The sequence below is a fragment of the Baaleninema sp. genome, from assembly GCF_049974805.1.
Taxonomy (GTDB): domain Bacteria; phylum Cyanobacteriota; class Cyanobacteriia; order Cyanobacteriales; family Geitlerinemataceae; genus Baaleninema.
In genome coordinates, this window is the sequence record NZ_JBNGCO010000011.1 from 44,680 (window position 1) to 71,529 (window position 26,850).

Below are 26,850 nucleotides of genomic sequence, written 5' to 3' on the forward strand. Positions count from 1 at the left end.
ATCCCCGGCATCTTGGAGATGCCGGGGATCTGGCATGGGTGGGAGAAAACGTCAATTGGGTAAAAAACCGCTAAAATCGGGTGAGTCGTGTTCAATTGGTGGGAAATGCAAGGCGATCGCTCTCCTTCTTCTATATCGCGGCGTCGGTTACTACAAGGATTGTTCGCAACCGCAGCATTCGGAGCGAGTACCCGTTGGCTTGCGGGATGTGAAAACCGACCCAGTGGGACTTCTAGACCCAACAAAGCCAACAAACCGCCGAACGTCCTAGCCATCGTCGTAGACGACTTGCGCCCCCAACTCAACTGCTACGGCCACCAACAGATGATTTCGCCGAATATCGATCGCCTGGCCGCCGGAGGAATGCTGTTCGAGCGAGCCTATTGCCAAGTTCCCGTCTGCGGCGCATCGAGAGCCAGCACCCTGGCCGGGGCGCGTCCCACAGACACCCGCTTCGTCACCTACAAAGCCCGCAAAGACGAAGATTTGCCCGACGTCCCCAGTTGGCCGATGACCTTCAAACGGAACGGGTATCGGACGATTTCCTACGGCAAGGTATACCACACGCAAAACGACGATAGCGAGAGTTGGGTAGAGCCTTCCTGGCGTCCCTGGGGAATGTGGGGAAAAGACGCCTACGTCAAACAAGAAAATCAAGAAATTGCGATCGCCAACGGCGGCCCCTTCGGTCCCCCCGTCGAAATGGCCGAAGTCGCCGATAACGTTTATGCTGACGGCAAAATTGCCGATCGCACCATCAAAACCCTCGATCGCCTCAAAGACAAACCCAAACCCTTTTTCCTGGGCGTCGGCTTCTTCAAACCCCACCTTCCCTTCAACGCTCCCAAACGATACTGGGATCTCTACGATCGCGACGAAATCGACCTGGCCGACAACCCCTTTCGACCCAAAGGCGCCCCCGATAAAGCCCTCCACAACTGGGGCGAACTGCGCTCCTACTCCGGTATTCCCCAAGAAGGCCCCGTTTCCGACGAAACGGCGCGAACCCTCATCCACGGCTACTACGCCTGTACCAGCTACGTTGACGCTCAAATCGGTCAAGTTCTCGACGCTCTCGACGACATGGGTTTGAGCGACAATACCATCGTCGTATTGTGGGGCGACCACGGCTGGCAACTGGGCGAACATAGTCTGTGGTGCAAACACGCCAACTTCGAGACGTCCCTACACTCGCCGCTGTTGGTTCGCGGTCCCGGCGTTCCCCCCGGACAACGGACGAGAGCCTTGGTGGAATTCGTGGATATCTATCCCTCCCTGTGCGATTTGTGCGGTATCGATCGCCCCGACCACCTTGAAGGAGCGAGTTTCGTTCCCTTATTTCAAAACCCCGATTTACCCTGGAAAGAAGCGGTCTTCAGTCGGTATAACAGCGGCGAATCGATTAAGAGCGATCGCTATCGCTATACGGAGTGGCGAAACAATCAAGGCAACCTCAACGCCAGAATGCTGTACGACCACGTTGAAGACCCCGGCGAAAATGTCAATATCGCCGAACAGCCGGAAATGGCCGATATTGTCGCCGAGTTGAGCGAAAAACTCCAACAGGGTTGGTCGGCGTTTCAACCCACAGCGTAGCCAAGGGATTTAGGGTTCCGGCGTCGCTGCTGGCGAATCCGGTTCGATGCCATCGCACAACTGACGCTCTTCGTCGCTGAGATGGGGATTCGTGGCTAAATAATCCCCTATCCAATTGCAGCCGTAGACCAACGGATCGGTTTGTAGAATGCGTTCCCAATTCCACAGTCTCACGGTGCGATCGTCGCTGCCGGACAGGATAAGTTTACTGTCAGGACTAAAGCTCACGTCCCAAACAACGCTCTCGTGGCCGCCCAAGGTCATCAACGGCCTGCCGTCCCGGTGCCAGAGTTGCACGTAACCGAAAGCGCCGCCGCCGACGACAAACCGACCGTCAGGACTGAAATCTACTGAGGTCATGCCGCCGCTACGACCGACGAGGGTTTGCAGCAGTTCCCCCTCCGGCGTCCAAAACTTGATGGTATCGTCCAAACTGGCGGTGGCGATGGTTCCACCGTCGGGACTGAAATCCAGTTCCCAAACGCCGTTTTGGTGACTGGGAATCGAAGAGAACAACTGCCCCTCGAGCGTCCATAAGTTTAAATAGCCGTCTTCGCTGGTAGACCCGAGATAGCTTCCGTCGGGGCTGAAATCAACGTCGTACACCCGCGATCGATGACCTCGCAGGGTGTGCTGTAACCTCCCGTCGAGGCTCCAGAGTTTGACTGTTGTATCCTCGCCCGCCGACGCTAAAATTCCAGCGTCGGGACTCAAGGTCGCATCCCAGACCAGGGGCGATCGATCGGTGAAGCGACGGCGAACGGTTCCGTCTTCGTTCCACAACGTTATCTGTCCGCCGTTTCCCCCCGAAACCAAGATCGGTCTTCGGTCAGTTTCCGAAGGCGGTTCGCCAGAGGTGGGCAGCAGGTTAACAAAGGTCGCGCCCATCACGATCGATGTTTCAGAGACGGACATCTGCAACTGTCCCGATGGCGACCACACCTTTGTATGCTCCCCAACACTCAAAAACTGCTGACCGTCATCGCTGAAATCTACATCCCAAACGGTGCTTTGATGTGCTTGAAGAACTTTCACGAAAGGATTCTCGAGTTCCCAGAGGCGAGTGGTATTGTCGTCGCTGACCGAGACGATCTGCCCAGTGTGGGGAACGAAGGCGACACCGCGAATTGCCGATCGATGTCCTCGCAAAACCTGTAATAGCGTTCCGTCTGGTTGCCACACCCGAACGGTTCGATCGCCGCTACTAGAAGCGATCGTATTGTCGGCAGTCTTTACGGAAATTTCAAATACTTCCGCCGTATGACCTGTAAGGATATTCAGCAGCGTTCCGTCAGGGCGAAACAGTTTGACAGTTCCATCAGCACCCGCAGTGATGACGACGGTTTCGCGATTTCCGTTGATGGTTAACGGTGCGATCTTCAGGTTCCAAATCGAACTGTCATGTGCCGCAAATTTCCGCTCTAATCGGCCCTCTGGCGTCCAAATGGCAATCGCTCCATCCATGCTACCGGCCGCAAAAAACCGACCCTTTGGGTCGAAGGCAACTCCTCGTACTGCAACGGCAAACTCGTTCAGGGTTACTACCTCATCGCCGTCGCGATTCCACAGGTGTACGGTGCCGTCCGAACCTCCCCCGAGAATTTGGCTTCCATTACCACTGAAGGCCACCTCCCAAATCGCTCCCTCCTGTCCTTGAAACTGATTTAACAAGATGCCGTCACGGTTCCAGAGGTAAATTGTGCCGTCTAAACTAGCGGTGACGAGGGTTTGTCCGTCTCCGCTGAAATCGAGGCTGTAGACGGTATCGCTGTGGGGCAACTTTTGCAGTAGGGTTCCGTCCGGTTTCCAGAGTTTGACGGTTCGATCGTTGCTCCCGGTGGCGATTAGCTGACCGTCTGGACTGACGCTAATGCCCAACACCCAACCGCGATGACCTTCGAGGCGGTTGATTTCTTGGGTGCCGAACATGGCCTGTCGCAAAACGCGATCGATCTCGGATTTTAGATGGTCGGGACAGAGGTTTATCTTACGCCTTTGGGTACAGGCGAACTGACGACGCGCTTTGATGGCAGTTAACATGGCATCGAGACGCTGATAGGACGCGAACTGACCGTCTGAGGAGGCCACCAAGGCCCGGACTTCTCGGAGTCTGGCCTGGCGTTCGCTTTCCACAGCTTTGGAAAACTGCCACAGGGAAATGCTTCCTAACGCCACTGTCACCGCCAAGGCACTGCTCAATCCTCCAATAAACCATTTCTGTCGTTGGGCGTTGAGTTGTTGGGCTTCGAGTTTTTCTTCGATGGCGCAACTGCGTTCGGCTTCGAGTCGCTGTTGCATCTCTCGGCGATCGAGATCGGCACTGGCGGCGAGAAATTGATAGTCTACATCGCTGAGGCTTTTCTCTTTCGCCCAACTCCGCGCGTCCTGCAAGGCTCGTCCCCGCAACAGGCGCGATTCGTCGGTTTTTCCTGAGTCCAACCACGCTTCTAAGGCTTCGGAATAGGGCCGCAGTTGTCGCAGTTGCTGCGTCGTCCAGTCTAGGTTGAAGACAGCTCGGTAAATGGGGTTTTTTACCGCCAACTGACCCGTTGAGTCGATCGCCACTCCCGAGAGCAACAAATCCACGCATTCGCGGCTCTCGTCCCGTCCCACCGCTTGTCCCTGCAACAGCCGTTGATATAAGCCGATGACTCGTCCGGCTCGCTGTTTGTCGTAGAGCAGTCGATCGCGAATGGTTCGCAGGTGTTCGGGTTCGTCTTGGCTTTCCCAATGGGTCAAAATCCGCTCTCGCACTACCGCCGCCACCCACGCCGCCTCTTCTGCTGGGGGAATTTCACAGTCTCCGGTTTCCCGGTTACAAGATTCTTCTTGTACTAGGCGACAGAGTTTTTGGGTTAAAAAGGGTTGTCCCTTGGTCCAGTTAAAAATTTCCTGCAATACGGCGGTTTCGTTCCCCTGTCGCAGCTTCAATCCGGCTTGCAGAGGCGCTAAGTCTTCGCGTCGGAACCCCGCTAGGTCGATGGCGGTGCCGATGTTGAAGGGGGTTCGGCTGCGATCGCCGATGAGATCGGAGGGGGTGGCGACGCCGAAAATGGCGAAGGCGAGGCGTTTGTAAGCGGGATCGACGGTGCGTTGGTTGTAGCAGTGGCGAATTACGGCGAAGAAGTCGTCGGCGGAAAAGGGTACACTCAATACGCTGTCGATTTCGTCGATAAAGATAAACAGTCGATCGTCTATTTCGGGTAAATGCAATAAATGCTCGAAAAACCGACTCAACCGTTGCGGTAAGGGTAAATCTTCTACCTCCCGCCACCAGGCTTTGAGGTTGAATTTGCCGATGAGTCCCAAGCCGCGCCAAAGTTCGGTGACGAAGCCTTTGTACCATTGCAGCGGCGTCACGCTATGGCTCCCCAGTCGCGTTAAATCGACGGTGACGCAGCGACATCCTTGTTGTTCTAGGCGGTGGCGCGTCCGCACGAGTAGGGAGGATTTGCCCATTTGACGGCTGTTGAGAACGTAGCAAAATTCGCCGTTTTTTAGGGCGTTGTAGAGTTGGCTGTCCGCTTGACGCTCGACGTAACAGGGGGCGTTGGCGACGAGACTTCCACCAACTTGGTAGGGATCGGAACTCCAAGACATTCTGAACTGGGGTGGCGTGGGAATGCTTTTTCTTTTTTTCTTTGGCGATCGAAACAACCGACAGAGATTCTCTTTTCTATCGTCGTCTGTTTTCTCCCCTCAACGTTACCGTTTTCCGACACCAAAAAGCGGCAGGTTTGTTTTTTTTAGCCAAAAACAAACCTACCACCCCTGCTATTTTTGAGATAACCGTATTGATAACTGTGTTGCAGCTACAAGAATCGCAGTCCAGCTATCGCGCCAAAAGCCGTTTTAGCGGCCTTTGATATTTTTCGCCATGTTCCGGAACATATCCATGTTCGTGTCGGTGTTGGCGGTGCGCCGTTGGAAATCTGAGGAACTGCTCGAGGTGGAACTCGTTTGACTCGTTCCCGTGGAGGATTGGGGTTCGCTCGTGTAATCCCGCTCTTCCATCGCCGACACTTGACGGACGCGCTCGCTAGGGGCTCCTTCAACTTTGGGGAAGGTGCGGCGAATTTGCCGCGATTTCCGCATATAGTCGATGTCTCCCAAGGTTTTCGCGTCGTCCTGGTTCAGGAAATAGGCTTGAGAGGAGCCTTCCGATTTTACTGTTTGTTGTTCGGGCTGTTCCTTTTTGCGACCAAACAGCCCGCGAATGAATCCAGTCATTTGCGTACCCTACCCAGCTTTGTGTGTTTTTATTACGTTATATAAATAATAACAAAGATTGCGCTTTGTAAACTCATAAATGCGATCGCGTTATCGATCGCCCCCTCGGGTCACAATTGACCAAACCGCCTCGTTTACCAAAGATTGCGGTTTTCAACCGGATTCCATCGACAGCTACCCCGGTAGATTTTAAATTAAGAATTAATACAATTTATTAAATTTTGTAAAAAACAGCCGACATCGACCGAGAAATCCTGCGGAAACGGCGGCGGCTAAAATGAAGAAAATCCACAGTACCGCCCCAGGAGAGACCAAACCGCCGTGCAGTCAGACTTAGAAGGCTTGGAACTCAGTTATGGAGAACTCAAACGTTTAAGCGGTATCGATCCCTCAGAAGTCTTTCAAGCGAGCCTGTTTCAGAATCGCCACACGAGACTCCAATTTTTCCTGCAAGAACTCCTCACCGGACTCGCCCTCACCCCGTTGCTGGTGGGATTCGTCTATCTGTTCCTCATCCGTCCCGCCCTGGGGGACTCCCTCACCGCAGCGATCGCCTGTTTGCTGGTCATGCCCTTCCTCATCGTGGGAGGACGCTGGCTGTGGCGACAGTCTACCACTCCCGAGACCCTCGTGGCACTCCTCGAAGATGTCGATCGCTACCACGCCACCCTCAAAGCCATCGATATCAGCGATCGTCTCTCCGACGCACCGCCCCAAGATAACCCAGAACGCCAAGCCCTCCTCCGCGCCTTAAAACTCACCCGCGACGATATCTGTCGCGCCCTCAAAACCGAGCGCATCCTCCGCGAAAACCGCGATTTCCTGGCGAACCGCCCCGAACTCTTCATCAACAACCTAACCGCCCTCAAAGCCATTCAAACCAACCACCAAGCGGGAGAATACGCCCGCTTCCTCTACGACACCCTACAAATCGGGATCGGTATCCGCGAGGAAATGGAGAAATTGCAACAGGATGATGAGGTGATGGGATGATGGGGTGATGGGGTGAGGGGATGATGGGATGATGGGAGTTGGAGACAACGATCGCAATCCTTATTAATATGAGTCAGCCGAAAATCATTGTTCTCGATGACGATCCCACCGGTTCCCAAACCGTCCATAGCTGCTTGTTACTGACGAAATGGGATGTCGATACCCTCAAAATCGGACTCCAAGACGACGCGCCGATTTTCTTCGTTCTTACCAACACTCGCGCCCGTACCCCCGAAGACGCCGCCCAAATTACGCGGGAAGTCTGCCAAAATCTCAAACAGGCGATCGATGAAACGGGAATCGACGATTTTCTCGTGGTGAGTCGATCGGATTCGACGTTGCGGGGACATTATCCCATCGAAACCGACGCGATCGCTGAAGAACTCGGTTCCTTCGACGCTCACTTCCTCACCCCCGCCTTTTTTGAAGGAGGACGCTTCACCCGCGACAGCGTTCACTATCTCCTCGTCGATGGCGTCGAAACTCCGGTTCACGAAACGGAATTCGCCAAAGACTCGGTATTCGGCTACCATCACAGCTATCTTCCCGATTACGTGGAAGAAAAAACCCAGGGACGCATTAAAACTGACCAGGTGGAACGGTTCCTTCTCGACGACCTGCGATCGGGTTGTCTCGATCGTCTGCAACATCTGACCAACAACCGCTGCGGCGTCGTAGATGCGGAAACCCAAGCCGATCTCGATCGCTTCGCCGCCGACGTTCGCGAAGCCGCCAGCCACGGGAAACGCTTCCTCTTCCGCAGTGCGGCGAGTTTACTCACTTCCCTCGCTAATTTAGGAAAACAACCCATCGCCGCTGAAGATATGGCGCAATACGTCCGAGGCGGAAAACCCGGTGCGGTGTTGGTGGGATCTCACGTTAAAAAAAGTACCCAACAACTGGAACGGTTGCTACAAGAACCGGGAATTGAAGGGGTTGAAGTGGACGTGACGCACCTCCTCCAAGATTCTCAGGAACAACGCAACGCCTTGTTAGAGTCGGTGTTGGCCAAAACTCACGACATTTGGAATTCCGGAAAAACCCCCGCCATCTACACCAGTCGCGAAGAATTGCAGTTCCCCGACACGCCGACGCGACTGCGCTTTGGAATCGGCGTTTCCTCCCTGTTGATGGACGTGGTACGCGGTTTACCGAAGGATATCGGTTTCTTAATCAGTAAAGGGGGGATTACCTCCAACGACGTTTTGAGTACGGGATTGGCCTTACAAACGGCGCGGTTGCTGGGACAAATCCTCGCCGGATGTTCTGTGGTTCGCACTCCCGAAACGCACCCGCAGTTCCCCAATCTCCCCGTGGTTCTGTTTCCCGGTAACGTCGGCGATGCAGAGGGTTTGGTCACAGTGTACCAACGATTTGTCAATTGATAATTGATAATTGTTAATTGAGAATTGTTCGTCGATCGCGCGATTGAAGTGACATCCCGTAGCGGCGTTGATGCAACGTCGCTACGGAGAAATTCACCTCATCATCCCATCATCCCTTCATCCCCTCACCTCAAAGTAACGGTTTGTTTCCGACTTTCATTAATTCGACGGATTCAGTAATTTCTCGCCAAGCCTCCATCCATTGGGAATCTTCGGGATGGTTGCGATGTAAGGCGGCGAGGCTGTCGATGGCGTCGTACCAAATTCCCGTGTCGGCGTACAGTTGTAGCTGTTCTTCGGGAGTGGCGCGATCGATCTGGTTTTGAAATTCCTCCGTTGGCGACACGCGCACGATCGCACCAGATACGCTTTCGTCACCCTCGACTAACTCCACCGTCCACCGATAGGAACGATACAGTTCTAAGGGATCGAAATTGGCGCGTTCGGGTAAGGAAATCCCAAAGGTTCCGTGACGGTGTCCGAGACGAAAACGGCTTTGATAGAGAACTTCGTCCTTGTCGTCGCGCAAGGTAAAGCGCAGGTTAGCCCCCGGTAAATCGGGAACGTGGACGTAAATCGTGGGATATTCCCGCAGCGTCAAACCGTAGTTTTGCTGCGGAACGATCGCCGTTAGCGGACATTCGAGGGGTTCGCCGTTGACGACAACTGGAGTGTGACGTTCTCCAGGAATTTCAAACTCGGCGTAGCGGGTTCCTCCCGCGTCAACTCGTTCCGGTGCGCCGCGATCGGGCGGTGTAAAATCGATCGATCGCGCTGGCTCGATCGATAACAACCCCGTCAACAGCAGGGTCGAGAGCGCCATTCCCGCTAAAATGAGAAAACGAAACGATCGAAACATAATACCCAACTCGTAGAACTTCTATTGGTTATACGATCTACTGGCTCGATCGATCGGTTCCCGACAAAGATCGGCAGTTACAATTTATCTATATTTTCTATTTTATTTAAGATGTTGACTAAAAAATCAACGGCGATTTTTGAGGGTTGACTCAAGAGGGTTGTTTGCGATATCATAAATGTATTTTAATATAATGGAAATATGCGAAACTAGTTGATTTTTTAATCAACACTTGTTTTCCAAAGAAGGTATCCGTAGGGTGCGAAACTTGAAAAATCGGGTGTCAATGCTGAGACGAAGCAATCTTGAGATACCGCCAAGGTGCGATCGACTCGTCAAAACAACATCATCGATCGTAATAAACGCGGGCGTTCCGCAGTCCTCGGCGGCGGAGTTCTCTCGAGAGGTCTTCAGCATCATCTCGATCGGAAAACGGGCCGATAGCAATGTGAGGTCCGAGGGGTCGATCGCGCAAGACAACGGGAACGTTGGGACTGACCACAGCTCGAACACTGTTGACAGACTGGCTGAGGTCGTCGCGATCGCCAGGAACGACCACGTAATAAGGGGCGTCCTCAGAAGCCGTATCGGAAGACGATCCCCTCGGACTTTGAACGACGACGAGGGCGATCGCAGAACTGATCCCTTGACCCGCCAGAAGACGAGCGCGTTCTTCAGCAGCGGTGCGAGAGGGAAACAGCCCCGCTTGGATAATTTGCTGTCCCTGAAACAGTCCGTAGGCGGCGTTAGCGTCGATGGCTCGAACCCGTCTCAACACGCTATCGTCGCCACTGAGAACGTACACGAGATACTGTTCGGTGGGAACCGTATCGCTCTCAGGATAGCCGAAATTCGACTGAGGGGGAGGCGGCGGCGGTACATCAATCGGCGGTGGTACGTCGATGGTTTGAGCGAACAGAGGCGCGGCGCTCGCCATAGCGGCGATCGAGCCGAACAGAGAGGCGACGGTACGGGCGATCTGAGATAGCATGGTACTCCGATTGTAGTTAGACGATAGGCTGGGGTTGGCAAACCGTTCGATCGAGACCCCTGTAGTTTCGAGAGTCATCGTTTAGCATATAAGAACGGGTCATGTTGTTTTAGTCGCAAGCGTCTCGACATTTGAGAGTCATGAAGAAAGTCGTTGTCGGTCTGTCCGGTGGGGTCGATAGCTCGACATCTGCCGCCATTTTGCACCACGAAGGATACGATGTGGTGGGATTGACCCTTTGGTTGATGAAGGGTAAGGGTCAATGCTGCTCGGAAGGGATGGTGGATGCAGCGGGCATCTGCGAACAGCTCAGCGTACCCCATTATATTGTCGATAGTCGAGACGTTTTCGAGAAATACATCGTCGATTATTTAGTCTCGGGATACGGTTCGGGGGTGACGCCGCTCCCCTGTTCGCAGTGCAACAAAGCCGTGAAGTTCGGCCCCATGTTGCGCTACGCCCAAACGGAACTCGGTATCGATTATATTGCCACGGGTCATTACGCCCAGGTGGAATTCGACGAGACCACGGGTCGCTATCAGTTACGACGGGCGGTCGATCGCCGTAAAGACCAAACCTATTTTCTCTACGATCTCGAACAAGAGGTTCTAGCCCATTGTCTGTTTCCCCTCGGCCGTTATCCGAAAAGCGAAACGCGCCGGGTCGCCACCGAATTTAACTTACAAACAGCAGAGAAACCGGAAAGTCAAGACCTCTGTTTAGTGGAATCTCACGGGTCGATGAAGACGTTCCTAGAAAAATACTTAGCACCGAAACCCGGGGATATCGTCCACGTGGACGGCCGCGTTCTCGGACAACACAAGGGCATCCACAACTACACCATCGGCCAGCGTAAAGGGTTGGGTATCGCCGCCGCACACCCGCTTTACGTGGTGTCCATCGACGCCGGACGCAATCAAGTGGTGGTCGGCGATCGCGCCAGCGTTCACAGCCCCGACTGTACGGTACAACGGGTGAACTGGGTATCGATCGCGCCCCCCAACGCACCAATTCGCGCTCAAGTACAAGTCCGCTACCGCACCCGTCCCGTCGAAGCGAGTATCGTTCCCCTCGACGGCGGCCGGGCGAAAGTGGTCTTCGACGAACCCCAGTTCGGCATTACGCCAGGACAGGCGGCGGTGTGGTACGACGGCGACATCCTCTTAGGGGGCGGCCTCATCGAACCGGAAGCGAAAGACTGACGCTCGAACTTAACTCCCGAGTTGGCGCGATCGCTCGGCCGCCGCGCGAACCGCCGAAATCAACGCCGATCGCAAGCCTTTGGCTTCCAGTTCGGCAATTCCGGTAATGGTCGTGCCGCCGGGACTGGTCACGCGGTCTTTCAGTTGGGCGGGGTGCAGTCCGGTTTCGCTCAAAAGCTGGGCGGTACCGCGCACCGTCTCGATCGCCAATTGAGTGGCCGCGTCGCGGGGAAGTCCGGCCGCCACACCGCCATCGGCCAGGGCTTCCACCACGAGGGCGACGTATCCCGGCCCCGACCCAGACAGTCCCGTTACGGCATCCATCAGGGATTCGGAGACTTCTACCACCGATCCCACCGCGCCGAGAATGCGTTTGGCGGTTTCCAAGGTTTCATCCGTCGCGAAACGACCCGCCGCCAAGGCGCTGGTTCCCGCCCCCACCAAAGCCGGGGTGTTGGGCATCACGCGCACTACAGGATGTTGGGGAAAGGCGGCTTCGAGTTTTTGTAACGGTACGCCGGCCAAAATCGACAGCACGAGAGTAGATGCAGCGGTTTCGGCTGCTCGGAGGTCGGCGGCGACGGCCTCGAATACTTGAGGTTTGATAGCGAGTAAGAGAACGTCGGCGTTCTCGGCGACCTGGCGGTTGTCGTCGCTGGTGCGGACACCGTAGGTTTCGGCCAGATCGCGGCGACGCTGAGGCTTGGGTTCGCCGACCCAAACCTCAGACGGGTGATACACCTGTTGGGTCAGGAGGCGCGAGAGGATGGCTTCGGCCATCGCTCCCCCTCCGATAATTCCTAGTGACTCGGACAAGGTTTCTTGGAAATAACGTTACGCAGAACGGTAGAGTTGCAGTCTAGGACTGTGCCATGCGGCCCAAATCCGTCGGCCAACTCGGCGCGGCGGCAGTTCCCGTTCCCGGTGCGGGGGGCGTTTGACGGGGGGCGCGGAGGTGCGGCTGCATCACATCGCGAACCACGCCGGATTGGGTGCTGACTTGCACGCAACTGGGCGTAAACAGGAAAATGCTTTCGCCAATGCGTTCTTGATGGCCGTCGAGGGCGAAAGTGCCTCCAGCGATGAAATCTACCGCCCGTTGAGCTTGGTCGGGGTCCATCACGGTCAGGTTGAGAACGACGGATTTGCGTTCTCGGAGAGCTTGAATCGCTTGGGGCATTTCTTCAAAGGAACGGGGTTCCATGACCACGACTTCGGAAATGCCGTTTGTAGCGCCGGGTAATCCAATCACGTTGTTTAAAGTTGAATTCACACTGGCCCCCGGTTCGGTGGGGGTAGAACTGAAGGATGCAGCGGAGCTGCTGGGAACGGAGCGATCGCGTAAGTGAGTGCGATCGACACTCGAATCGGTCGGAGACGGAGCGGCCGTTTCGGCGGGATAGAGGTTTTGGTAGTTGCCCCCCTCCATCTCGTCGTATTCGTATTCGTAATCGACGGGTTCGCTCCAACTTACGAAATCCCGTAGTTTGGAAAAAATATTACTCATAGCGGCTTTTGTGGGAAACCCAATTTAAACTCAAACTCAGCAGGCGGCTTATCCGTTCCTCGCCGAAACTCGGACGGTTCGACCTCATTGTATCGGCAGGTGGCGACGAGGCAACCTATCCGATATCGACTGGTTGAGTGCATTCATACTAGCATTGTCGCGAAAGGAATTACGGGCGTCGTTCGCCAAAAATTACGCGCCCCAAGCGAACCATTGTTGCACCGCATTCGACGGCGATGGGATAGTCGGCGGACATTCCCATGGACAGTTCTTTGAAGTGTGGCGAAACCTCGGGACGCTGGTTGAGGCGATCGCGCAGTTGGCGCAAGTCGTTGAAGACGGCGGCGGTAGCGGCGGCGTCGAGTCCCATGGGGGGAATCGTCATCAATCCCTGGAGGTTTAGGCGGTCGCAGGCTTCGATTTTCGGCAAGTCTTGCAGGAGTTCTTCGACGCTCCAGCCGGATTTGTTGGGGTCTTGGCGGAGCTTGACTTGCAAGCAGAGTTTGGGAGAAGGACTTCCCCGACGCACCAGGCGATCGATCTCTCTGACCAGTTTGAAGCGATCGACCGAGTGAATCCAGTCCATATGTTCGATCGCCTGTTTGGTTTTGTTGGTTTGCAGGTGTCCGATAAAGTGCCAGGTAATATCATCGAGATCGCTTAACTGGTCTTGTTTGGCGATCGCTTCTTGAATGCGACTTTCGCCGAAATCCCGCACCCCGGCGGCGTAAGCTTCTCGGATGGCTTCGGCAGGTAAGGTTTTGGTCACGGCCACCAGTCGCACGGATTCCGGTAGCGATTGGCGAATTTCGGCTAGATTGGCGGCGATCGACTTCAAGTCTGGCACGATCGAACTCCCCTATTCTTTGAACTTTCCAGACAACGCGGACGGGTCTATTGAAATAACTGTTTGCGAATGGCTTGCAGTTGTTCGTAGGGTTTTTGTAATCTCATGCGTCGCAGTTGGCGCAGGCGGTTTTCGAGAACCGTGCGTGCGTCTCCTCGCGTCAGCGGTTCGAAACTCAACCCCTCGTCGTCGCTCGTGACCACGAAAAACAACCGTTGAGCGTAAAGTGTTGTATAGAGTTCTTTGTCTTCGCCCATCGGACACACGCGAAAGAGCAAGCCAAAGGTCGGATGATTGATGTAGGTTTCGGTGTTCATTCAGCTTTCGGGCTACCGTACTAATTGCTGTTCGCAGCGCTTTCACGGAAGAATCGGAATTACAAACCGCCTCAATTCGTTCGCCAAGCGTGACTCGGAGTGCTTTCGAGGGTGATATCTCGATGGACTCCCGGCGACCTTGCTGTTGAGAAACCTCTATTCCCAACCCTTTACCACATCTGCAACTTCGCTGCCAGGGGTTGTTGGAACAGAACGCTCGCTTTCCATCGAGGCGAGGGAGTCGGGTTTCACTTGCGGGAACGGCGGCGGCTTTGCTGTAGTGGAGCGTCTCGAGCGACGACCGTCACAGGCCGGCTGAGTTGACGCCGTTCGGTCGTGGATTGCCAAGACCTCTAACATATCAGGTCTTGGACTCCTTTTGAATGCTCCATCACTGGCTGACGGGAAGTGAGGCGGTCTGTTGACAAGGTGTTAACCCTTGCCACAGGTGGTATTCTCACCGAACCACGGGAACTTTCGCCCGTCCTTTCCCCCAAGTCGTTTCCGCAATGGGGAGACGGAGTCATTTTACCACTTGCCGCTCCTTAACCCCCACCTCGGAAGCGGTGGGGGGTTTGGCGTCGCTGCTATTGGGGTTCGATGGCTCCCCCGTCGAGACCGCCTCAGGACGGCTCGGTCTCGACCTTGTGTGTCGGCTCGAATTTCAGACAAAAAAATAGAGAGGTCGCGACGACCTCTCGAGACGATTCGATAGCAGAATCGCCAGACGGACTCTACTTTAGCCCGGTGTTCGTTCCCGGCTTGCCCGTAGCCAGTTCGACTTTAACGATTTTGCCACCCATCTTCATAATCCGTTGTTGCTCGCGGAACCAGTTATCGTAAGGTACGAGTTTGGTGAAGTAGGTGTTTTGTAATTCTCTCTGGGTGCGGATGCGCGTTTGGCTGGGAACGCAGGCGGTGACCCGGAACATACGCATGGGTGAAAGTCTCCTGTCGTGAATGCGAAACGAGGAAATGCGGTTTTAGCAGGTTGCGTAGAAAAGCTTTAAGTCTTATGTCGACCCCCGCTTCGTTCCAAAGGGCTGAAAACGGGGATTTCCCGCGATTTTTTTTAAACGGGCCGATTCTGAAACCGAAAAGTCTGGGAGTCCAGAGTCAATACGACAGTGTTACTCCGAACCGATCTGAGACCGAGTCGTTTGACCGCTCGCACTCACCCCGGACGTCCCAAACCCGATTTTCTGGCGCTTCGGGTTGTCTCTCTGAGAAAAACCGATCGCCGAAAACCGACGTGAAAGCTTAGCTCAAGCCAGAGCAGATGTAATCGAAGTACACGCCCATTTCTTTACCAGCGGCTTGACCGACCAAGCTAGCGGTCACTTCTTTCATCGCTTGGATAGCTTGAACCGTCGAACCGATGGGTACGCCCAAGGAGTTGTAGGTTTCTTTCAAGCCGTTGAGGACGCGCTCGTCGAGGATGGAGGGGTCGCCAGCCAGCATCGCGTAGGTGGCATAGCGCAGGTAATAATCCAAGTCGCGGATGCAAGCAGCATAGCGGCGGGTGGTGTACATGTTGCCACCGGGACGGGTGACATCGGAGTACAGCAGGGATTTGGCCACGGCTTCTTTAACGATCGTGGCAGCGTTGGCGCCGATGGTCGCGGCGGCACGAACCCGCAGTTCGCCAGTTTGGAAGTAGCCTTTCAGCTTGTCCATGGCAGAGCCGTCGAGGTATTTGCCCTGCACGTCGGAGGAGTTGATAACAGCGGTGATTGCGTCTTGCATGATTCTTACGTTCTTCTATCTATAGATTTAGAAACGATCGGTTGTGAAAGCTGAGCGAGGAGGAGTCGCGTCGTGCCTGAAACGGCAACAACGTCCTACTGCATCGCACCGATGACGTAATCGAAGTAGGAAGCCGCTTCTGCTGCGTCTTCAGCGGACATCAGAGAGGTGGCGACGTTCTTCATGCAACGCACGCTCTCAGCGACTGCTTCGATGGGCGTTCCCAAGGAACGGTACATTTCGCGCACGCCAACGATGCCGATTTCTTCGATGGGGGTGATGTCGCCCGAAACCACTCCGTAGGTGATCAGGCGCAGGTAGTAGTCCATGTCACGCAGGCAGGTGGCGGTCATTTCTTCGCCGAAAGCGTTTCCACCAGGAGACACGACGTCGGGACGTTTTTGGAACAGTTGGTTCCCTGCGTCCTTGACGATACGCTCGCGAGAATCCGTCAGGACTTGCGCGATCCGAAGGCGAGCTTCGCCGGAAGAAACGAAGCTTTTGATCCGATCCAGTTCGCCCGGGCTGAGGTAACGAGCCTCAGCATCTGCGTTCACGATCGACTTCGTGACGATACTCATGATGTGCGATTCCTCCAAAAAGGAAAATGTTACAGCGCGTATTGACGTTTGGGGAAAACCCCTTTTTGCAATCATGGCTATTGTGCAGCATAAGGTTAACGATCCCAGTCGGCGCTTAATAGTTTGTAATATTTTTCTCAGAAATTCGAGGGACTGACAGCGGCGCTCGATCGAGCGCAAAAACCGCTTTTGAGCGAATCGACCTCTGTCTCGATCGCGGCCCTGGCAATCTTCGACTTTCGGAAACTCATCTGCAGGTCTCAACGTCTTGAAAAAATACGAGGATTTTCTCAGGTGCGATTCCTGTGGCGATCGCGATCGCGCCTTTCTGGAAATCTCGTTTCGGACACTGTAGTTAAATCTGTCCGATCCGTGACGGTTAGCTCGGCTCGCGAGGGAATACTAACTCTAGACCTGGACTGAACCTTTAGGAGTGGGGAATTCCGACCTTTACGATGTCCGAACCCCCCGATTACCATACTAGTAGAGCGAAGTCATAACGAGTTTGTATTACTCCCCCCAAAAGGAATTGTCCGACCCCTCAAAGCCGTCACGATCCCCCCAACCGATCCGTCGATCGCGATCTCGAGCGAAGTGGCGTTGGTAACGAAGCCACAGGTCGATCGGCGGTATGGTCGTCCCTCCGCCCCAGCCTCGTAAACTCTTCCGTTCTGACGTTCACGATCGTATGCCCACAGCCAACACCGAAATGAAAACTGCCAAACCCACTCTCAACGCTGATACCGTGCGGACGTACCTGTACGAAATCGGTCGCGTTCCCCTGCTGACCCACGAACAAGAAATCGTCTTAGGCAAACAAGTCCAAGCCATGATGAAGGCGCTCGAAGTCAAAACCGAGCTGACGGCGAGCCTGCAACGGGAACCAACCCAACAAGAGTGGGCCGAAGGTGTCGAACTCGACCCGTCAGAACTCGCCCAAGTCCTGAAGCGCGGTCAGCGAGCCAAACGCCAAATGATCGAAGCCAACCTGCGTTTGGTGGTTGCCATCGCCAAAAAATACCAAAAACGCAACCTCGAATTTCTCGACCTCATCCAAGAAGGCACCTTGGGACTCGAGCGGGGCGTCGAAAAATTCGACCCCACCCGAGGCTATAAATTTTCCACCTACGCTTACTGGTGGATTCGCCAAGCCATCACCCGCGCCATCGCCCAGCAAGCGCGAACCATTCGCCTGCCGATTCACATCACCGAAAAACTCAACAAAATCAAAAAAGCCCAACGGGAACTGACGCAAAAATTCGGTCGCAGTCCCACCGTCGGCGAAATCGGCCGCCAACTCGATCTCGAGCCGTCCCAAGTACGGGACTACCTCAGTATGTCTCGCCAACCCATTTCTTTAGACTTGCGAGTGGGCGACAACCACGATACCGAACTGCAAGAACTGCTCGAAGACGAAACCGCCTCTCCGGAACAGTACGCGACGCAAGAACTGTTGCGCCAAGACCTCGAATGTATGTTGGCAGAACTGACCCCCCAACAACGCGACGTCATCGTGTTGCGGTTCGGCTTAATCGACGGGAAAGAACTGTCCTTAGCCAAAGTGGGAGCGCGACTCAACCTCAGCCGCGAGCGAGTGCGCCAGCTCGAACATCAAGCCCTGAACCAGTTACGCCGTCGCCGCGCCGCCGTTCGGGAATATTTGGCCAGCTAGAACTATCGAAGAAGGTGGCGATCGCCCCGCACCGAGATTCCACCGCAGCGACATCCCACAGGAACCTGAATTCTTTTCGGGACGCCAAAAGCGTCCCGATTTTTGTATGGGGAGGTCGATCGGTCAAAATTGACTCGATCGGGTCGCAGGAAACGGCGCGATCGCCCCCCAGATCTCTCGAAATATCTCAGAGATGACTTGACACCTCGCCCAAAAGATCTGACGAAATGTCATCTTTTTGAGGGGGTGCGATCGCGATCGCAGGGGATAGACTGACCGATTATTACAATCAAATTACAATCCAACCAAAACCTAAGAAATACACCAAGGCTTTGGCATCAAACCCCTAAACTCAGTTAAAATAACTGGTTTTCAACCCCTTTTAGCCCCAAATCGACCTCAGCCATCTCTGGCGATGTCGCAACCTTCAATCTCCTTCACCCTAACGAACAGCCAACAATATTTATCTCTCAAAACGACGTTTTCTTCACCGAGTTTCACCGAGTTTCACCGAGTTTCACCGATTAATGAAGCGACTCGTCTGTACCGTAGCCAACATAGCCAACCTTCGGAAACCCAATCGGTTTCAACTCTTACCCTATTTCTCGATCGCCAGCTTAGCGGCGTTCGTCAGCGTCACGGTGGCATTAATTTCCCTCTATCGAAACAAATCGATCGCGCTGCTGCTAGAGATGGGGCAACAGCAACACCTGACCTTAACCACCGTCCTGTCGAGGTCTCTGTGGGAAGACTTGCAACCCCTCGTCGAACCGGACGCCAGCCATCCCAGCGCCCCATCAGCCTCGCGGGAGCGATCGATCGTGCAGCTCAACCGCAAACTCCAACAACAAACCGACGGCTTGTCCGTAGTCAAAGTCAAACTGTTCGACCTCGAGGGGACGACGGTTTTTTCCACCGACCCCGGACAAATCGGAACCGAAAACAGCCACTATCGCGGCTTCCTGCAAGCGAAATCCGGGGAACTGGTCACGCAATTGAAACATCGTAGCGTCACCTCTGAGACCTCAACTCAAAGCGATCGCCGCAACCTCATTTCAAGTTACGTTCCCCTGCGCCACAAAAACGGCACGGGAGAAATCCTCGGGGTGTTCGAGCTGTACAGCGACGTAACGCCCCTGTACCGACGCATCGAGCGCGTGCAATGGACGATCGGAGGCAGCGTCGTCGCCATCTTAGCCCTGTTGTACGGACTGTTGTTCTGGCTCGTCAAACGGGCTGATAGCATACTCGATCGACAACACCGGGATTTACAAGAGTCCGAACAACGGTACAAACAACAAGCCGAAACCCTCAAACAGGTGCAAGCGACCCTGGTTCAGACCGAAAAACTCTCCGGTCTCGGTCGTACCATAGCCGGAGTCGCCCACGAAATCAACAACCCGGTCAGTTTCATCCACGGAAACCTCGACCACGTAAACAGTTACGTCAACGACCTCCTCGAGTTGGTACAGCTGTATCGATCGCGTTGTCCTCAGACTTCCCGCGAAATCCAACCCTATCTCGAAGACATCGAACTGGACTTTCTCGAAGAAGACCTGCCCAAATGTCTGGCGTCGATGAAAGCCGGAACCGAACGCATTCGGGAAATCGTACTCTCCCTCAAAATCTTCTCGAAGCTCGATCGCGCCGGTCTCAAAACCTTCGACCTACAGGAAAGTCTCGAAAGCACGCTGCTGATTCTCAACAGTCGCCTTCAAGATCGCATCGAGGTGAGGAAAGATTACGACAACTTACCCCCTATTGAAGGCTACCCCGTCGAAATCGGTCAAGTGTTCGCCAACCTCATCGAAAACGCCATCGATGCCGTAGACAGCCTCGAGGACGACCGCCTCAAGCGCATCCACATCTACAGCGAATCCCTCCCGTCCCAAGAAGTACGGGTGCGAATCGTCGATTCGGGAAACGGCATTCCCGAAGAGGTTCGCGATCGAATCTTCGAGCCGTTCTTTACGACCAAACCCGTCGGTCGTGGAACCGGCCTCGGATTGTCCATCGCCTACGAAATCGTCCGCAAACATCACGGTCGTCTCCAGGCCAGTTCGCCACCCGGAGGCGGTACCGAATTTTCGATCGTTCTCCCAGTCAAACAACCTTGCCCCGAGCGTCCCCCCACAGCCGTCTCCGCCAGTCGGCTGTAACTAAATTGCTGCAGGAGTTGCCCCAACACTCCCGTCGTCTCTGACGGACTCAACTTCGAGTCAATTTATTATCTGAGTACCGTTAAACCCATGAGAGCTTCAATTCGCCGCCGCCTCGAACTCCCCCAACCCCAAGCTCCTGCTGACTTCTGCCAAGGGGTAGAGACCTGTTATCCCCTTCTCAAAAAACCTGCGCTCTCTTCCGCGATCGCCCTGACCACCCGGGTATGGTCTGTATTTGGGAGAACGAACCCGAACGGCGATCGCGGTGCCTCGAAAGCGAAATCGGCCACCTTCTGACTTCCCCGCCGAGCAGAGTAGAGTAGAACCATTAAGGTTCCCAAGTTCTACTCTGCATTTTCTAATCTGATGGAGCAGCTCAATCCTGCCGTAACCGTTTTTCTCAGCCTGCTGGTCGAGGCCCTGCCGTTTCTGTTGCTGGGGGTGTTGCTCTCGAGCGCCTTGCTGCTGTTCGTCAACGAGCGCAAACTGGTGGCCGTGATGCCCAAAAATCCCCTAGCCGGGGCGATCGTCGGCAGCAGTATCGGATTTTTGTTTCCCGTGTGCGAGTGCGGGAACGTTCCCGTAGCGCGTCGGTTGTTGGCGCAGGGGGTTCCTCCCGCCGTAGCCGTGGCCTTTCTCCTGGCCGCCCCGACCATCAATCCCATCGTCATTTGGTCCACTTGGGTGGCCTTTCGCGACCAACCGGAAATCGTCCTGTTGCGGGTGGTGTTGTCCCTGGCCGTGGCCACCATCGTCGGCGTCGCCTTCAGCGTCCAGAAAGACTTACGGCCGCTGCTGCATCCGGTTCTTGCCCGCAGCCTTCCGGATAAAGTGTTACCTGCGGCGACAGAAGAAGACCGCGACGAGCGACCGGCCTTGTTGCAAAAAGGGTCTTATTTCCTCGGCGGCGGCGAACTGGGGATCGATCGACCCGTCGCTCTCGACGAAGCTGCCTTGTTAGCCGCCAATCCTAACACCGGACTGCTCGTCGGTCGTCCCTCAGCCTCGCGGTTGGTGCTGTTTCTCGACAATACCATTCGAGAACTGCGAGAACTCGGGGGGGTGTTAGTTCTCGGAAGCGCCATCGTCGCCGTCGTTCAAACTGCCGTTCCTCGAGATGTTATCGTGAGCTTGGGACAGGGTACCGTAACGCCCATTCTCGCCATGATGCTGTTGGCGTTGGTGGTGTCGATTTGTTCGACCGTCGACGCCTTTTTTGCCCTGTCTTTTGCCTCCACCTTTACCAGTAGTGCCTTGTTGGCATTTCTGGTTTTCGGACCGGTTATCGACTTAAAAAGCATCGGTTTGATGCTGTCGGTGTTTCGCCCCCGTGCGGTATTTTATTTGTTTGCTCTGGCTGCGCAACTGACATTTTTCTTCACCTTAGTTCTGGCCTTGTACGTCAGTTGAAGGGGAACCTCTCGCAACGGTTTTTCGCGAGAAGTCCGGCAGGGGAGAAATCGCGGCTTTTTCAGAGGGTTTTGAAGGGGGAGATCGATCGAAGGATTTGGTCGTTGAGGCGAATTCGATTTACACTAGGAAGTTATAACCTTTATCTCGATCGACCCCGATAAAGTAGGGGGTCGTCCGCTTGTCGATCGACTTTGGCGAAAGTGCTCCGCACCGCTGACGCGAACGGGCATCGCAACGCTTTCGAGATCTCCAAACCCCATCGTTCGCGTTCGCCAAGCCCCGTTTTCCAGCGGCGAGATAGCCCAACCAAAAGGCTCGCCCGAACTCACTCGTATAAAACACTCGACGAACGAACCACGGCAATATACAACGCGATCGATCCTCTACATCAACCACAGTAGCTCATGACTGCTCCAACCCAGATTCATCAACCTAGCGAACTCAACACTTCGACCCGAGATTTACAACAACAAATCGTGGTCATCCTCGATTTCGGGTCTCAATATTCCGAACTGATCGCCCGTCGCATCCGCGAAACGCAGGTGTACTCGGAAGTGTTGTCCTATCGCACCAGCGCCGACGATTTACGGCGACTGAATCCCAAAGGCATTATCCTCTCGGGGGGACCCAATTCCGTTTACGACAATTTCGCCCCCGAATGCGATCGCGAAATCTGGGATCTTGGTATTCCGGTATTGGGCGTTTGCTACGGCATGCAACTGATGGTCAAACAACTCGGCGGCGGAGTCGAACGGGCCGATCTCGCTGAATACGGTAAAGCCTCCCTGCACATCGACGATCCCACCGATTTGCTGACGAACGTCGAAGACGGTTCCACCATGTGGATGAGTCACGGGGATTCCGTCACCCATCTCCCCGACGGCTTTGAAATTTTAGCCCACACGGACAATACCCCCAACGCGGCGATCGCGAATCACGACAAACAGCTTTACGGCGTGCAGTTCCACCCGGAAGTCGTTCATTCCGTGGGCGGTCAGGCGTTAATTCGCAACTTCGTGTACCACATCTGCAACTGCGAGCCGACTTGGACGACGGAAGCCTTCGTCGAAGAAGCCGTTCGGGAAATTCGCGGCAAAGTGGGCGACAAGCGAGTGTTGCTGGCGCTGTCTGGCGGGGTAGATTCCTCGACCTTGGCGTTTTTGCTGCACCGCGCCATCGGCGACCAGCTTACCTGTATGTTTATCGATCAGGGGTTCATGCGCAAGTACGAACCCGAACGGTTGGTGAAGTTGTTCCAAGAGCAGTTTCACATCCCCGTCGCTTACGTGAACGCTCGGGAACGGTTTTTGGCGAAACTCGAAGGCGTCACCGACCCGGAAGAAAAACGCCGCCGCATCGGTCACGAATTCATCCGCGTGTTCGAGGAAGAATCTCGACGCCTCGGACCGTTCGATTATTTGGCGCAAGGGACTTTATATCCGGACGTGATCGAGTCGGCTGATTCTAATATCGATCCCAAAACTGGGGAACGGGTGGCGGTGAAGATTAAAAGCCACCACAACGTCGGCGGTTTGCCGAAAGATTTACAGTTCAAGCTCGTTGAACCCCTGCGGAAGCTGTTTAAAGACGAAGTGCGGAAAGTAGGTCGCTCGATCGGCTTACCGGAAGAAATCGTACAGCGACATCCTTTCCCAGGACCCGGTTTGGCCATTCGTATTTTGGGCGAAGTTACTTCCGAACGGTTGAAGATTTTACGGGATGCGGACTACATCGTTCGTCAGGAAATCAACCGTCACGGGGTGTATCACGATTTCTGGCAAGCCTTTGCGGTGTTGTTGCCGATTCGCAGCGTCGGCGTCATGGGCGACAAACGGACTTATGCGTATCCTATCGTGTTGCGGTTCGTGTCTAGCGAAGACGGTATGACGGCGGATTGGTCTCGCGTGGATTACGATTTCCTCGAGCTGATTTCTAACCGCATTGTCAATGAGGTTCCCGGCGTCAACCGCGTGGTTTACGACGTGACTTCCAAACCCCCCGGAACGATCGAATGGGAGTAGTTTTCAGGGAAGCGGTAAGAGGAACTTGATAGGGTGCATCTCACTTTTGTAAAAATATGAGTTTGCGGTAGGTTGGGTGGAGCGATAGCGAAACCCAACAACAGCTCAATTCAGTGTAGAGACTCCGATCTGATAAATTTACATTTTTGAGATGCACCCAACTTGATATTTGATAATTGATAGGGGAGAAGCCGAGAGAAATCGGCTTTTCTCCTTCTTTCCGTTGCCTGCAAAAGCGTTTTCTCGAGTTTCTTTTTCTCTTTTTTTAAAACAGGAGAAACCCGGACTCTTCAAAAACAAAAAGATAAAGAGTCCGGGTTTCTGTTGGATAACTGGCGATTTTTAAGGCTGAATTTTAAAAAATCGCGTTATTGTTTTTGCGAGAGAATGACGCCAAACCAGCGGTTTTCGTCCGTCCAATGGCGAACGGAAGATAAGCCTTTGCGGTTTAACTCCCCTCGGATGGAATCGAGATCGAATTTGCGAGAAATTTCCGTGAGAATGGTTTCTTCCGGGGAAAATTCAACCGTTAAATCGAGTTTTTTTAAGGTTGCAAATTGTGCTTTTTGACTGCGTAAATGCATTTCAATTCGCGATTCTTTTTCGTTAAAAAACGCCCAGTGCTTGAACTGTTCTGGGTTGAAATTGCCCGCGAAGCGATGGTTGAGGTGGCTTAACATATTCAGATTGAACTGTGCCGTTATATTTTGGCTGTCGTTGTAAGCCGCTTCGAGAATGGATTTGGGCTTGCGTAAATCGACCCCCAACAGGAAATATTCGCCGGGATTTAACGCCCGAGAAACGCGATCGAGAAATTCATCGCATTCGTGGGGGGCTAAGTTACCGATGGTACTGCCCAAAAACAGAATCGTGCGGGTGGGGAAGGCCGTCGGCGGCAGGCGATCGAGCGCCTGTTCGTAAGTTCCCACCAAGCCACGCACCGAGAGCGTCGGATAGTCTTCTAAAAGGGCGCAGGCGCTTTGTTGGAGGATGCCGCCACTGACATCGATGGGTAAGTAGGCTAGATGTCCGTTAGAAGAGCGGTGTAACTGCCTGTAGGCATCTAACAAACGGCGGGTTTTGGTCGAACTGCCACTGCCGAGTTCCACGATATCGGCGGGCCCCGTCAGGTGGGCGATGTCGTCGGCGTAACGCCCCAAAATCGCCGCCTCCGTGCGGGTGGGGTAGTACTCGGGAAGTTGGCAAATTTGCTCGAACAATTCCGAACCGCGATCGTCGTAAAAATATTTGGGCGGAAGGGTTTTTGGGGTTTGCGTCAGTCCGCGCACCACGTCCGCACCGGGTTGAGGATCGACGTTGGAGGAGATGTCGTCAGAGGCAACTTTTCCCTCGAGTAAACGATCGATTTGCAGGCGCGATCGCATCGCAGTCGTCTGGGATGCGACACCGGGAAGATTCGGGGCTTGGGAGTTAGAAGCTTGCATGCAACCTGTATCACTCTACGTTGACCCTGGAACGGTCGCGAGACCGCGACAAAATTCCAAGTTTCCTGACATTTTCGCATCCTCAGACCGGGTTTCTCCGGCAGAAAATTCCTCGATTCACCTCGAAGGCTAAGTTTGCCGCAAAAACTCCACTCGCGGCAGCAACGGATCGCGCACGACGGCGAGTCCTGCATAACCCCAACGCTGGAGAACCCCTTTTAACTGAGTTGGGGAAATCGACTCCACGGCGAGTTGGTCTTTGTACTCGGCAGCGTATTTGTTGATGTAGCTGAGGGCGTCGAAGTGTTCGGAAAACATCAACATAAAGCGATCGCTTCCTTCGGGGTCGGGACGGGCTGAAAGATAAGATCCGTCTTTGCGAGAGCGGATGGCATAGTAGGTTTGAGAAAACATCGAACTCTTTGCCTCGATCGTCTCGAATCGTCAGAACGCCTCGACGCCTCGCGTCACGAGAGTTTTCACTGGACGCTGGACTGAACCTGAGAACCGTGGCTGCGAGGATCGTCGGCGTTCGATTTCACGAAGGGCTGAAATTCTGAGGTTTTGCCGATCGATTTGGCAAACGGTACGGTTCGATCGAGAATCAGGGCGTCGAGGTTTTGTGCCATGATACTGCGAGGTTGTTCGCCGATGGCTTGGGCGATGGCAGTACCGCTTCGATCGAGAAAGACGAAATGGGGAATTCCATCGACCTCGTACTCGGCCATCTCCGGCAACCATTTCGTATTATCGACGTTGAGCATCACGAAATTGACGCGATCGCGATATTCGTCTTTCAACGCTCCGATATCCGGTGCCATTGCCTGACAGCTCGTACACCAGTCGGCGTAAAATTCTAACAGCGTGGGCTGACCGTTGGAGAGCGCCACCTCGTAAGGCGTGGTGGTTTCCGCCAGGGTTGCCAGAGTCGCCGTACTGCTTTGGGTGCGAAGTCCCAAGACGATTAAGACGCTGAGGACGATACCCACGATGGCGACGATAAAATTGCGGACGCGAGTTGCTAAATTAGATTCAGACATAATCAACGGGAAACATCAGTACTCTGTTAAATCGGTTCGTGCGGGAACGATCGCAAAAGTTCTCGAACCCTGAGACCCCTCGATCTCAAACCCATTAATTTTAAACAATTTTAAAATTGTATCGAAAGCTGTTCTTTTAAAAGTCCCGTTGGCAAGTCGAATTCAAAACTCAAGTTAACTCCGAACTCCGCCGTCCGCCCCTTTGGAATCACCGTGAAAAAGCGCGTCACTCTCAGTTTCCCCCGCCATTCCGTACAAATGCCCGTCACCTACCGACTGGCGAAAGATTTTAACGTAGCGGCCAATATTATCCGCGCCCAAGTCGCCCCCAACCAAATGGGAACGCTGGTGTTAGAACTGTTGGGCGACATCGACGAAATTCACGAAGCTCTTGAATGGATGCGCTCTCAAGAAATTAACGTCTCCATCGCCAGCGGTTCGATCGAAATCGACGAAAATCGCTGTGTCGATTGCGGTTTGTGTACGGGCGTTTGTCCGACGCAAGCTTTAACGCTCGATCCCGAAACCTTCCGGCTTCAGTTTGCGCGATCGCGCTGTATCGTCTGCGAACAGTGTATCCCCACCTGTCCCGTCCAAGCCATCTCTACGAACTTGTAAGTTGGCGGCTTACAGGGTCGGTACGTGACAATTTGTTCGTCTCACGATTTACACCCGATTGGTTAATTGACGTTCTCCCCCGCCTGAAGGCAGGGGGATTCCGGGTTCGTCGATCCACCTTTAAATCTCCGCCAAGCCAACTCGCTGACTCGAACCCACTATCCTTTAACTCTCGGCACTGGTCGTGTAAAGTGGGAGATATAATCTCCTCGAAAATTACCCATG

24 protein-coding genes are annotated in these 26,850 nt (G+C 54.2%); 10 read left to right on the forward strand and 14 right to left on the reverse strand.

The features are described from left to right. Positions 1 to 87: 87 nt before the first annotated feature. Positions 88 to 1,596, forward strand: a complete 1,509-nt coding sequence (locus ACP5D4_RS04070; protein WP_428010349.1) for a sulfatase — start codon at positions 88 to 90, stop codon at positions 1,594 to 1,596. A gap of 9 nt (positions 1,597 to 1,605) precedes the next feature. Here the strand turns inward: ACP5D4_RS04070 and ACP5D4_RS04075 are convergent, their stop codons facing one another. Continuing rightward, positions 1,606 to 5,196 (reverse strand): AAA-like domain-containing protein, encoded by a 3,591-nt coding sequence (locus ACP5D4_RS04075; protein WP_428010350.1) that lies wholly within the window; start codon positions 5,194 to 5,196, stop codon positions 1,606 to 1,608. A 252-nt stretch (positions 5,197 to 5,448) separates the two neighbouring features. Further along, positions 5,449 to 5,826, reverse strand: a complete 378-nt coding sequence (locus tag ACP5D4_RS04080) for a hypothetical protein (RefSeq protein WP_428010351.1) — start codon at positions 5,824 to 5,826, stop codon at positions 5,449 to 5,451. Positions 5,827 to 6,147: 321 nt separating this feature from the next. Between ACP5D4_RS04080 and ACP5D4_RS04085 the strand changes: the two genes are divergently transcribed. Further along, entirely contained in the window at positions 6,148 to 6,819 is a 672-nt protein-coding gene (locus ACP5D4_RS04085) for a hypothetical protein (RefSeq protein WP_428010352.1), read from the forward strand. A 68-nt stretch (positions 6,820 to 6,887) separates the two neighbouring features. Then, entirely contained in the window at positions 6,888 to 8,204 is a 1,317-nt protein-coding gene (locus tag ACP5D4_RS04090) for a four-carbon acid sugar kinase family protein (protein ID WP_428010353.1), read from the forward strand. A gap of 130 nt (positions 8,205 to 8,334) precedes the next feature. Here ACP5D4_RS04090 and ACP5D4_RS04095 read toward each other — a convergent pair whose 3' ends face one another. After that, positions 8,335 to 9,063, reverse strand: coding sequence for a DUF928 domain-containing protein (locus ACP5D4_RS04095; RefSeq protein ID WP_428010354.1), 729 nt, complete (start codon positions 9,061 to 9,063; stop codon positions 8,335 to 8,337). Between the two features lie 346 nt (positions 9,064 to 9,409). Beyond that, on the reverse strand, positions 9,410 to 10,132 hold the full coding sequence (locus tag ACP5D4_RS04100; protein ID WP_428010355.1) for a hypothetical protein: 723 nt from the start codon (positions 10,130 to 10,132) through the stop codon (positions 9,410 to 9,412). Between the two features lie 62 nt (positions 10,133 to 10,194). Between ACP5D4_RS04100 and mnmA the strand changes: the two genes are divergently transcribed. Next, entirely contained in the window at positions 10,195 to 11,256 is a 1,062-nt protein-coding gene (gene mnmA, locus ACP5D4_RS04105) for a tRNA 2-thiouridine(34) synthase MnmA (protein WP_428010356.1), read from the forward strand. 9 nt (positions 11,257 to 11,265) lie between these two features. On the opposite strand, the gene proC is transcribed toward mnmA, so the two are convergent. The 7 genes from proC to apcA all read right to left on the reverse strand — a co-directional run bounded on the left by proC (position 11,266) and on the right by apcA (position 16,254). Beyond that, on the reverse strand, positions 11,266 to 12,072 hold the full coding sequence (gene proC / locus ACP5D4_RS04110) for a pyrroline-5-carboxylate reductase (protein WP_428010357.1): 807 nt from the start codon (positions 12,070 to 12,072) through the stop codon (positions 11,266 to 11,268). A 43-nt stretch (positions 12,073 to 12,115) separates the two neighbouring features. Then, on the reverse strand, positions 12,116 to 12,763 hold the full coding sequence (locus ACP5D4_RS04115; RefSeq protein ID WP_428010358.1) for a cell division protein SepF: 648 nt from the start codon (positions 12,761 to 12,763) through the stop codon (positions 12,116 to 12,118). A 169-nt stretch (positions 12,764 to 12,932) separates the two neighbouring features. Then, positions 12,933 to 13,610, reverse strand: a complete 678-nt coding sequence (locus ACP5D4_RS04120) for a YggS family pyridoxal phosphate-dependent enzyme (RefSeq protein ID WP_428010359.1) — start codon at positions 13,608 to 13,610, stop codon at positions 12,933 to 12,935. A gap of 47 nt (positions 13,611 to 13,657) precedes the next feature. Then, complete coding sequence (gene pipX, locus ACP5D4_RS04125) at positions 13,658 to 13,927, reverse strand: transcriptional coactivator PipX (protein ID WP_428010360.1); 270 nt, start codon at positions 13,925 to 13,927, stop codon at positions 13,658 to 13,660. 734 nt (positions 13,928 to 14,661) lie between these two features. Then, a complete protein-coding gene (locus ACP5D4_RS04130; protein ID WP_026097321.1) occupies positions 14,662 to 14,865 on the reverse strand; it encodes a phycobilisome linker polypeptide in 204 nt (67 codons plus the stop codon). Positions 14,866 to 15,187: 322 nt separating this feature from the next. After that, on the reverse strand, positions 15,188 to 15,673 hold the full coding sequence (gene apcB / locus ACP5D4_RS04135; RefSeq protein WP_428010361.1) for an allophycocyanin subunit beta: 486 nt from the start codon (positions 15,671 to 15,673) through the stop codon (positions 15,188 to 15,190). Between the two features lie 95 nt (positions 15,674 to 15,768). Beyond that, a complete protein-coding gene (gene apcA, locus ACP5D4_RS04140; RefSeq protein WP_428010362.1) occupies positions 15,769 to 16,254 on the reverse strand; it encodes an allophycocyanin subunit alpha in 486 nt (161 codons plus the stop codon). 688 nt (positions 16,255 to 16,942) lie between these two features. Between apcA and ACP5D4_RS04145 the strand changes: the two genes are divergently transcribed. The 5 genes from ACP5D4_RS04145 (at position 16,943) to guaA (ending at position 23,522) form a co-directional block, all read left to right on the forward strand. Then, complete coding sequence (locus tag ACP5D4_RS04145) at positions 16,943 to 17,926, forward strand: RNA polymerase sigma factor, RpoD/SigA family (protein ID WP_428010371.1); 984 nt, start codon at positions 16,943 to 16,945, stop codon at positions 17,924 to 17,926. A 527-nt stretch (positions 17,927 to 18,453) separates the two neighbouring features. Then, positions 18,454 to 20,085, forward strand: coding sequence for a sensor histidine kinase (locus ACP5D4_RS04150; protein ID WP_428010363.1), 1,632 nt, complete (start codon positions 18,454 to 18,456; stop codon positions 20,083 to 20,085). A gap of 90 nt (positions 20,086 to 20,175) precedes the next feature. Then, positions 20,176 to 20,385, forward strand: coding sequence for a hypothetical protein (locus tag ACP5D4_RS04155; protein ID WP_428010364.1), 210 nt, complete (start codon positions 20,176 to 20,178; stop codon positions 20,383 to 20,385). Positions 20,386 to 20,454: 69 nt separating this feature from the next. Next, positions 20,455 to 21,498 (forward strand): permease, encoded by a 1,044-nt coding sequence (locus ACP5D4_RS04160; protein ID WP_428010365.1) that lies wholly within the window; start codon positions 20,455 to 20,457, stop codon positions 21,496 to 21,498. 407 nt (positions 21,499 to 21,905) lie between these two features. Then, the gene (guaA, locus tag ACP5D4_RS04165) at positions 21,906 to 23,522 is read left to right on the forward strand and encodes a glutamine-hydrolyzing GMP synthase (RefSeq protein WP_428010366.1); all 1,617 of its coding nucleotides are present in this window, start codon (positions 21,906 to 21,908) and stop codon (positions 23,520 to 23,522) included. Positions 23,523 to 23,890: 368 nt separating this feature from the next. Here guaA and egtD read toward each other — a convergent pair whose 3' ends face one another. The 3 genes from egtD to ACP5D4_RS04180 all read right to left on the reverse strand — a co-directional run bounded on the left by egtD (position 23,891) and on the right by ACP5D4_RS04180 (position 26,007). Further along, positions 23,891 to 24,967 carry an L-histidine N(alpha)-methyltransferase gene (egtD, locus tag ACP5D4_RS04170; protein WP_428010367.1) on the reverse strand — a complete coding sequence of 359 codons (1,077 nt, stop codon included), beginning with the start codon at positions 24,965 to 24,967 and terminating at the stop codon, positions 23,891 to 23,893. Positions 24,968 to 25,096: 129 nt separating this feature from the next. Continuing rightward, complete coding sequence (locus ACP5D4_RS04175) at positions 25,097 to 25,381, reverse strand: hypothetical protein (RefSeq protein WP_428010368.1); 285 nt, start codon at positions 25,379 to 25,381, stop codon at positions 25,097 to 25,099. Between the two features lie 65 nt (positions 25,382 to 25,446). After that, positions 25,447 to 26,007, reverse strand: coding sequence for a thioredoxin family protein (locus ACP5D4_RS04180; RefSeq protein WP_428010369.1), 561 nt, complete (start codon positions 26,005 to 26,007; stop codon positions 25,447 to 25,449). A 213-nt stretch (positions 26,008 to 26,220) separates the two neighbouring features. Between ACP5D4_RS04180 and ACP5D4_RS04185 the strand changes: the two genes are divergently transcribed. Further along, positions 26,221 to 26,625 (forward strand): NIL domain-containing protein, encoded by a 405-nt coding sequence (locus ACP5D4_RS04185; RefSeq protein WP_428010370.1) that lies wholly within the window; start codon positions 26,221 to 26,223, stop codon positions 26,623 to 26,625. Positions 26,626 to 26,850: the final 225 nt, after the last annotated feature.

What these genes read in the sequence shown, in the direction of transcription:
- ACP5D4_RS04075 (WP_428010350.1), bottom strand. Translation starts at nt 5,196, where the DNA reads ATGTCTTGGAGTTCCGATCCCTACCAAGTTGGTGGAAGTCTCGTCGCC.
- ACP5D4_RS04080 (WP_428010351.1), bottom strand. Translation starts at nt 5,826, where the DNA reads ATGACTGGATTCATTCGCGGGCTGTTTGGTCGCAAAAAGGAACAGCCC.
- ACP5D4_RS04090 (WP_428010353.1), top strand. Translation starts at nt 6,888, where the DNA reads ATGAGTCAGCCGAAAATCATTGTTCTCGATGACGATCCCACCGGTTCC.
- ACP5D4_RS04095 (WP_428010354.1), bottom strand. Translation starts at nt 9,063, where the DNA reads ATGTTTCGATCGTTTCGTTTTCTCATTTTAGCGGGAATGGCGCTCTCG.
- ACP5D4_RS04100 (WP_428010355.1), bottom strand. Translation starts at nt 10,132, where the DNA reads ATGACTCTCGAAACTACAGGGGTCTCGATCGAACGGTTTGCCAACCCC.
- mnmA (WP_428010356.1), top strand. Translation starts at nt 10,195, where the DNA reads ATGAAGAAAGTCGTTGTCGGTCTGTCCGGTGGGGTCGATAGCTCGACA.
- ACP5D4_RS04115 (WP_428010358.1), bottom strand. Translation starts at nt 12,763, where the DNA reads ATGAGTAATATTTTTTCCAAACTACGGGATTTCGTAAGTTGGAGCGAA.
- pipX (WP_428010360.1), bottom strand. Translation starts at nt 13,927, where the DNA reads ATGAACACCGAAACCTACATCAATCATCCGACCTTTGGCTTGCTCTTT.
- ACP5D4_RS04130 (WP_026097321.1), bottom strand. Translation starts at nt 14,865, where the DNA reads ATGCGTATGTTCCGGGTCACCGCCTGCGTTCCCAGCCAAACGCGCATC.
- apcB (WP_428010361.1), bottom strand. Translation starts at nt 15,673, where the DNA reads ATGCAAGACGCAATCACCGCTGTTATCAACTCCTCCGACGTGCAGGGC.
- apcA (WP_428010362.1), bottom strand. Translation starts at nt 16,254, where the DNA reads ATGAGTATCGTCACGAAGTCGATCGTGAACGCAGATGCTGAGGCTCGT.
- ACP5D4_RS04145 (WP_428010371.1), top strand. Translation starts at nt 16,943, where the DNA reads ATGCCCACAGCCAACACCGAAATGAAAACTGCCAAACCCACTCTCAAC.
- ACP5D4_RS04150 (WP_428010363.1), top strand. Translation starts at nt 18,454, where the DNA reads ATGAAGCGACTCGTCTGTACCGTAGCCAACATAGCCAACCTTCGGAAA.
- ACP5D4_RS04155 (WP_428010364.1), top strand. Translation starts at nt 20,176, where the DNA reads ATGAGAGCTTCAATTCGCCGCCGCCTCGAACTCCCCCAACCCCAAGCT.
- ACP5D4_RS04160 (WP_428010365.1), top strand. Translation starts at nt 20,455, where the DNA reads ATGGAGCAGCTCAATCCTGCCGTAACCGTTTTTCTCAGCCTGCTGGTC.
- guaA (WP_428010366.1), top strand. Translation starts at nt 21,906, where the DNA reads ATGACTGCTCCAACCCAGATTCATCAACCTAGCGAACTCAACACTTCG.
- egtD (WP_428010367.1), bottom strand. Translation starts at nt 24,967, where the DNA reads ATGCAAGCTTCTAACTCCCAAGCCCCGAATCTTCCCGGTGTCGCATCC.
- ACP5D4_RS04175 (WP_428010368.1), bottom strand. Translation starts at nt 25,381, where the DNA reads ATGTTTTCTCAAACCTACTATGCCATCCGCTCTCGCAAAGACGGATCT.
- ACP5D4_RS04180 (WP_428010369.1), bottom strand. Translation starts at nt 26,007, where the DNA reads ATGTCTGAATCTAATTTAGCAACTCGCGTCCGCAATTTTATCGTCGCC.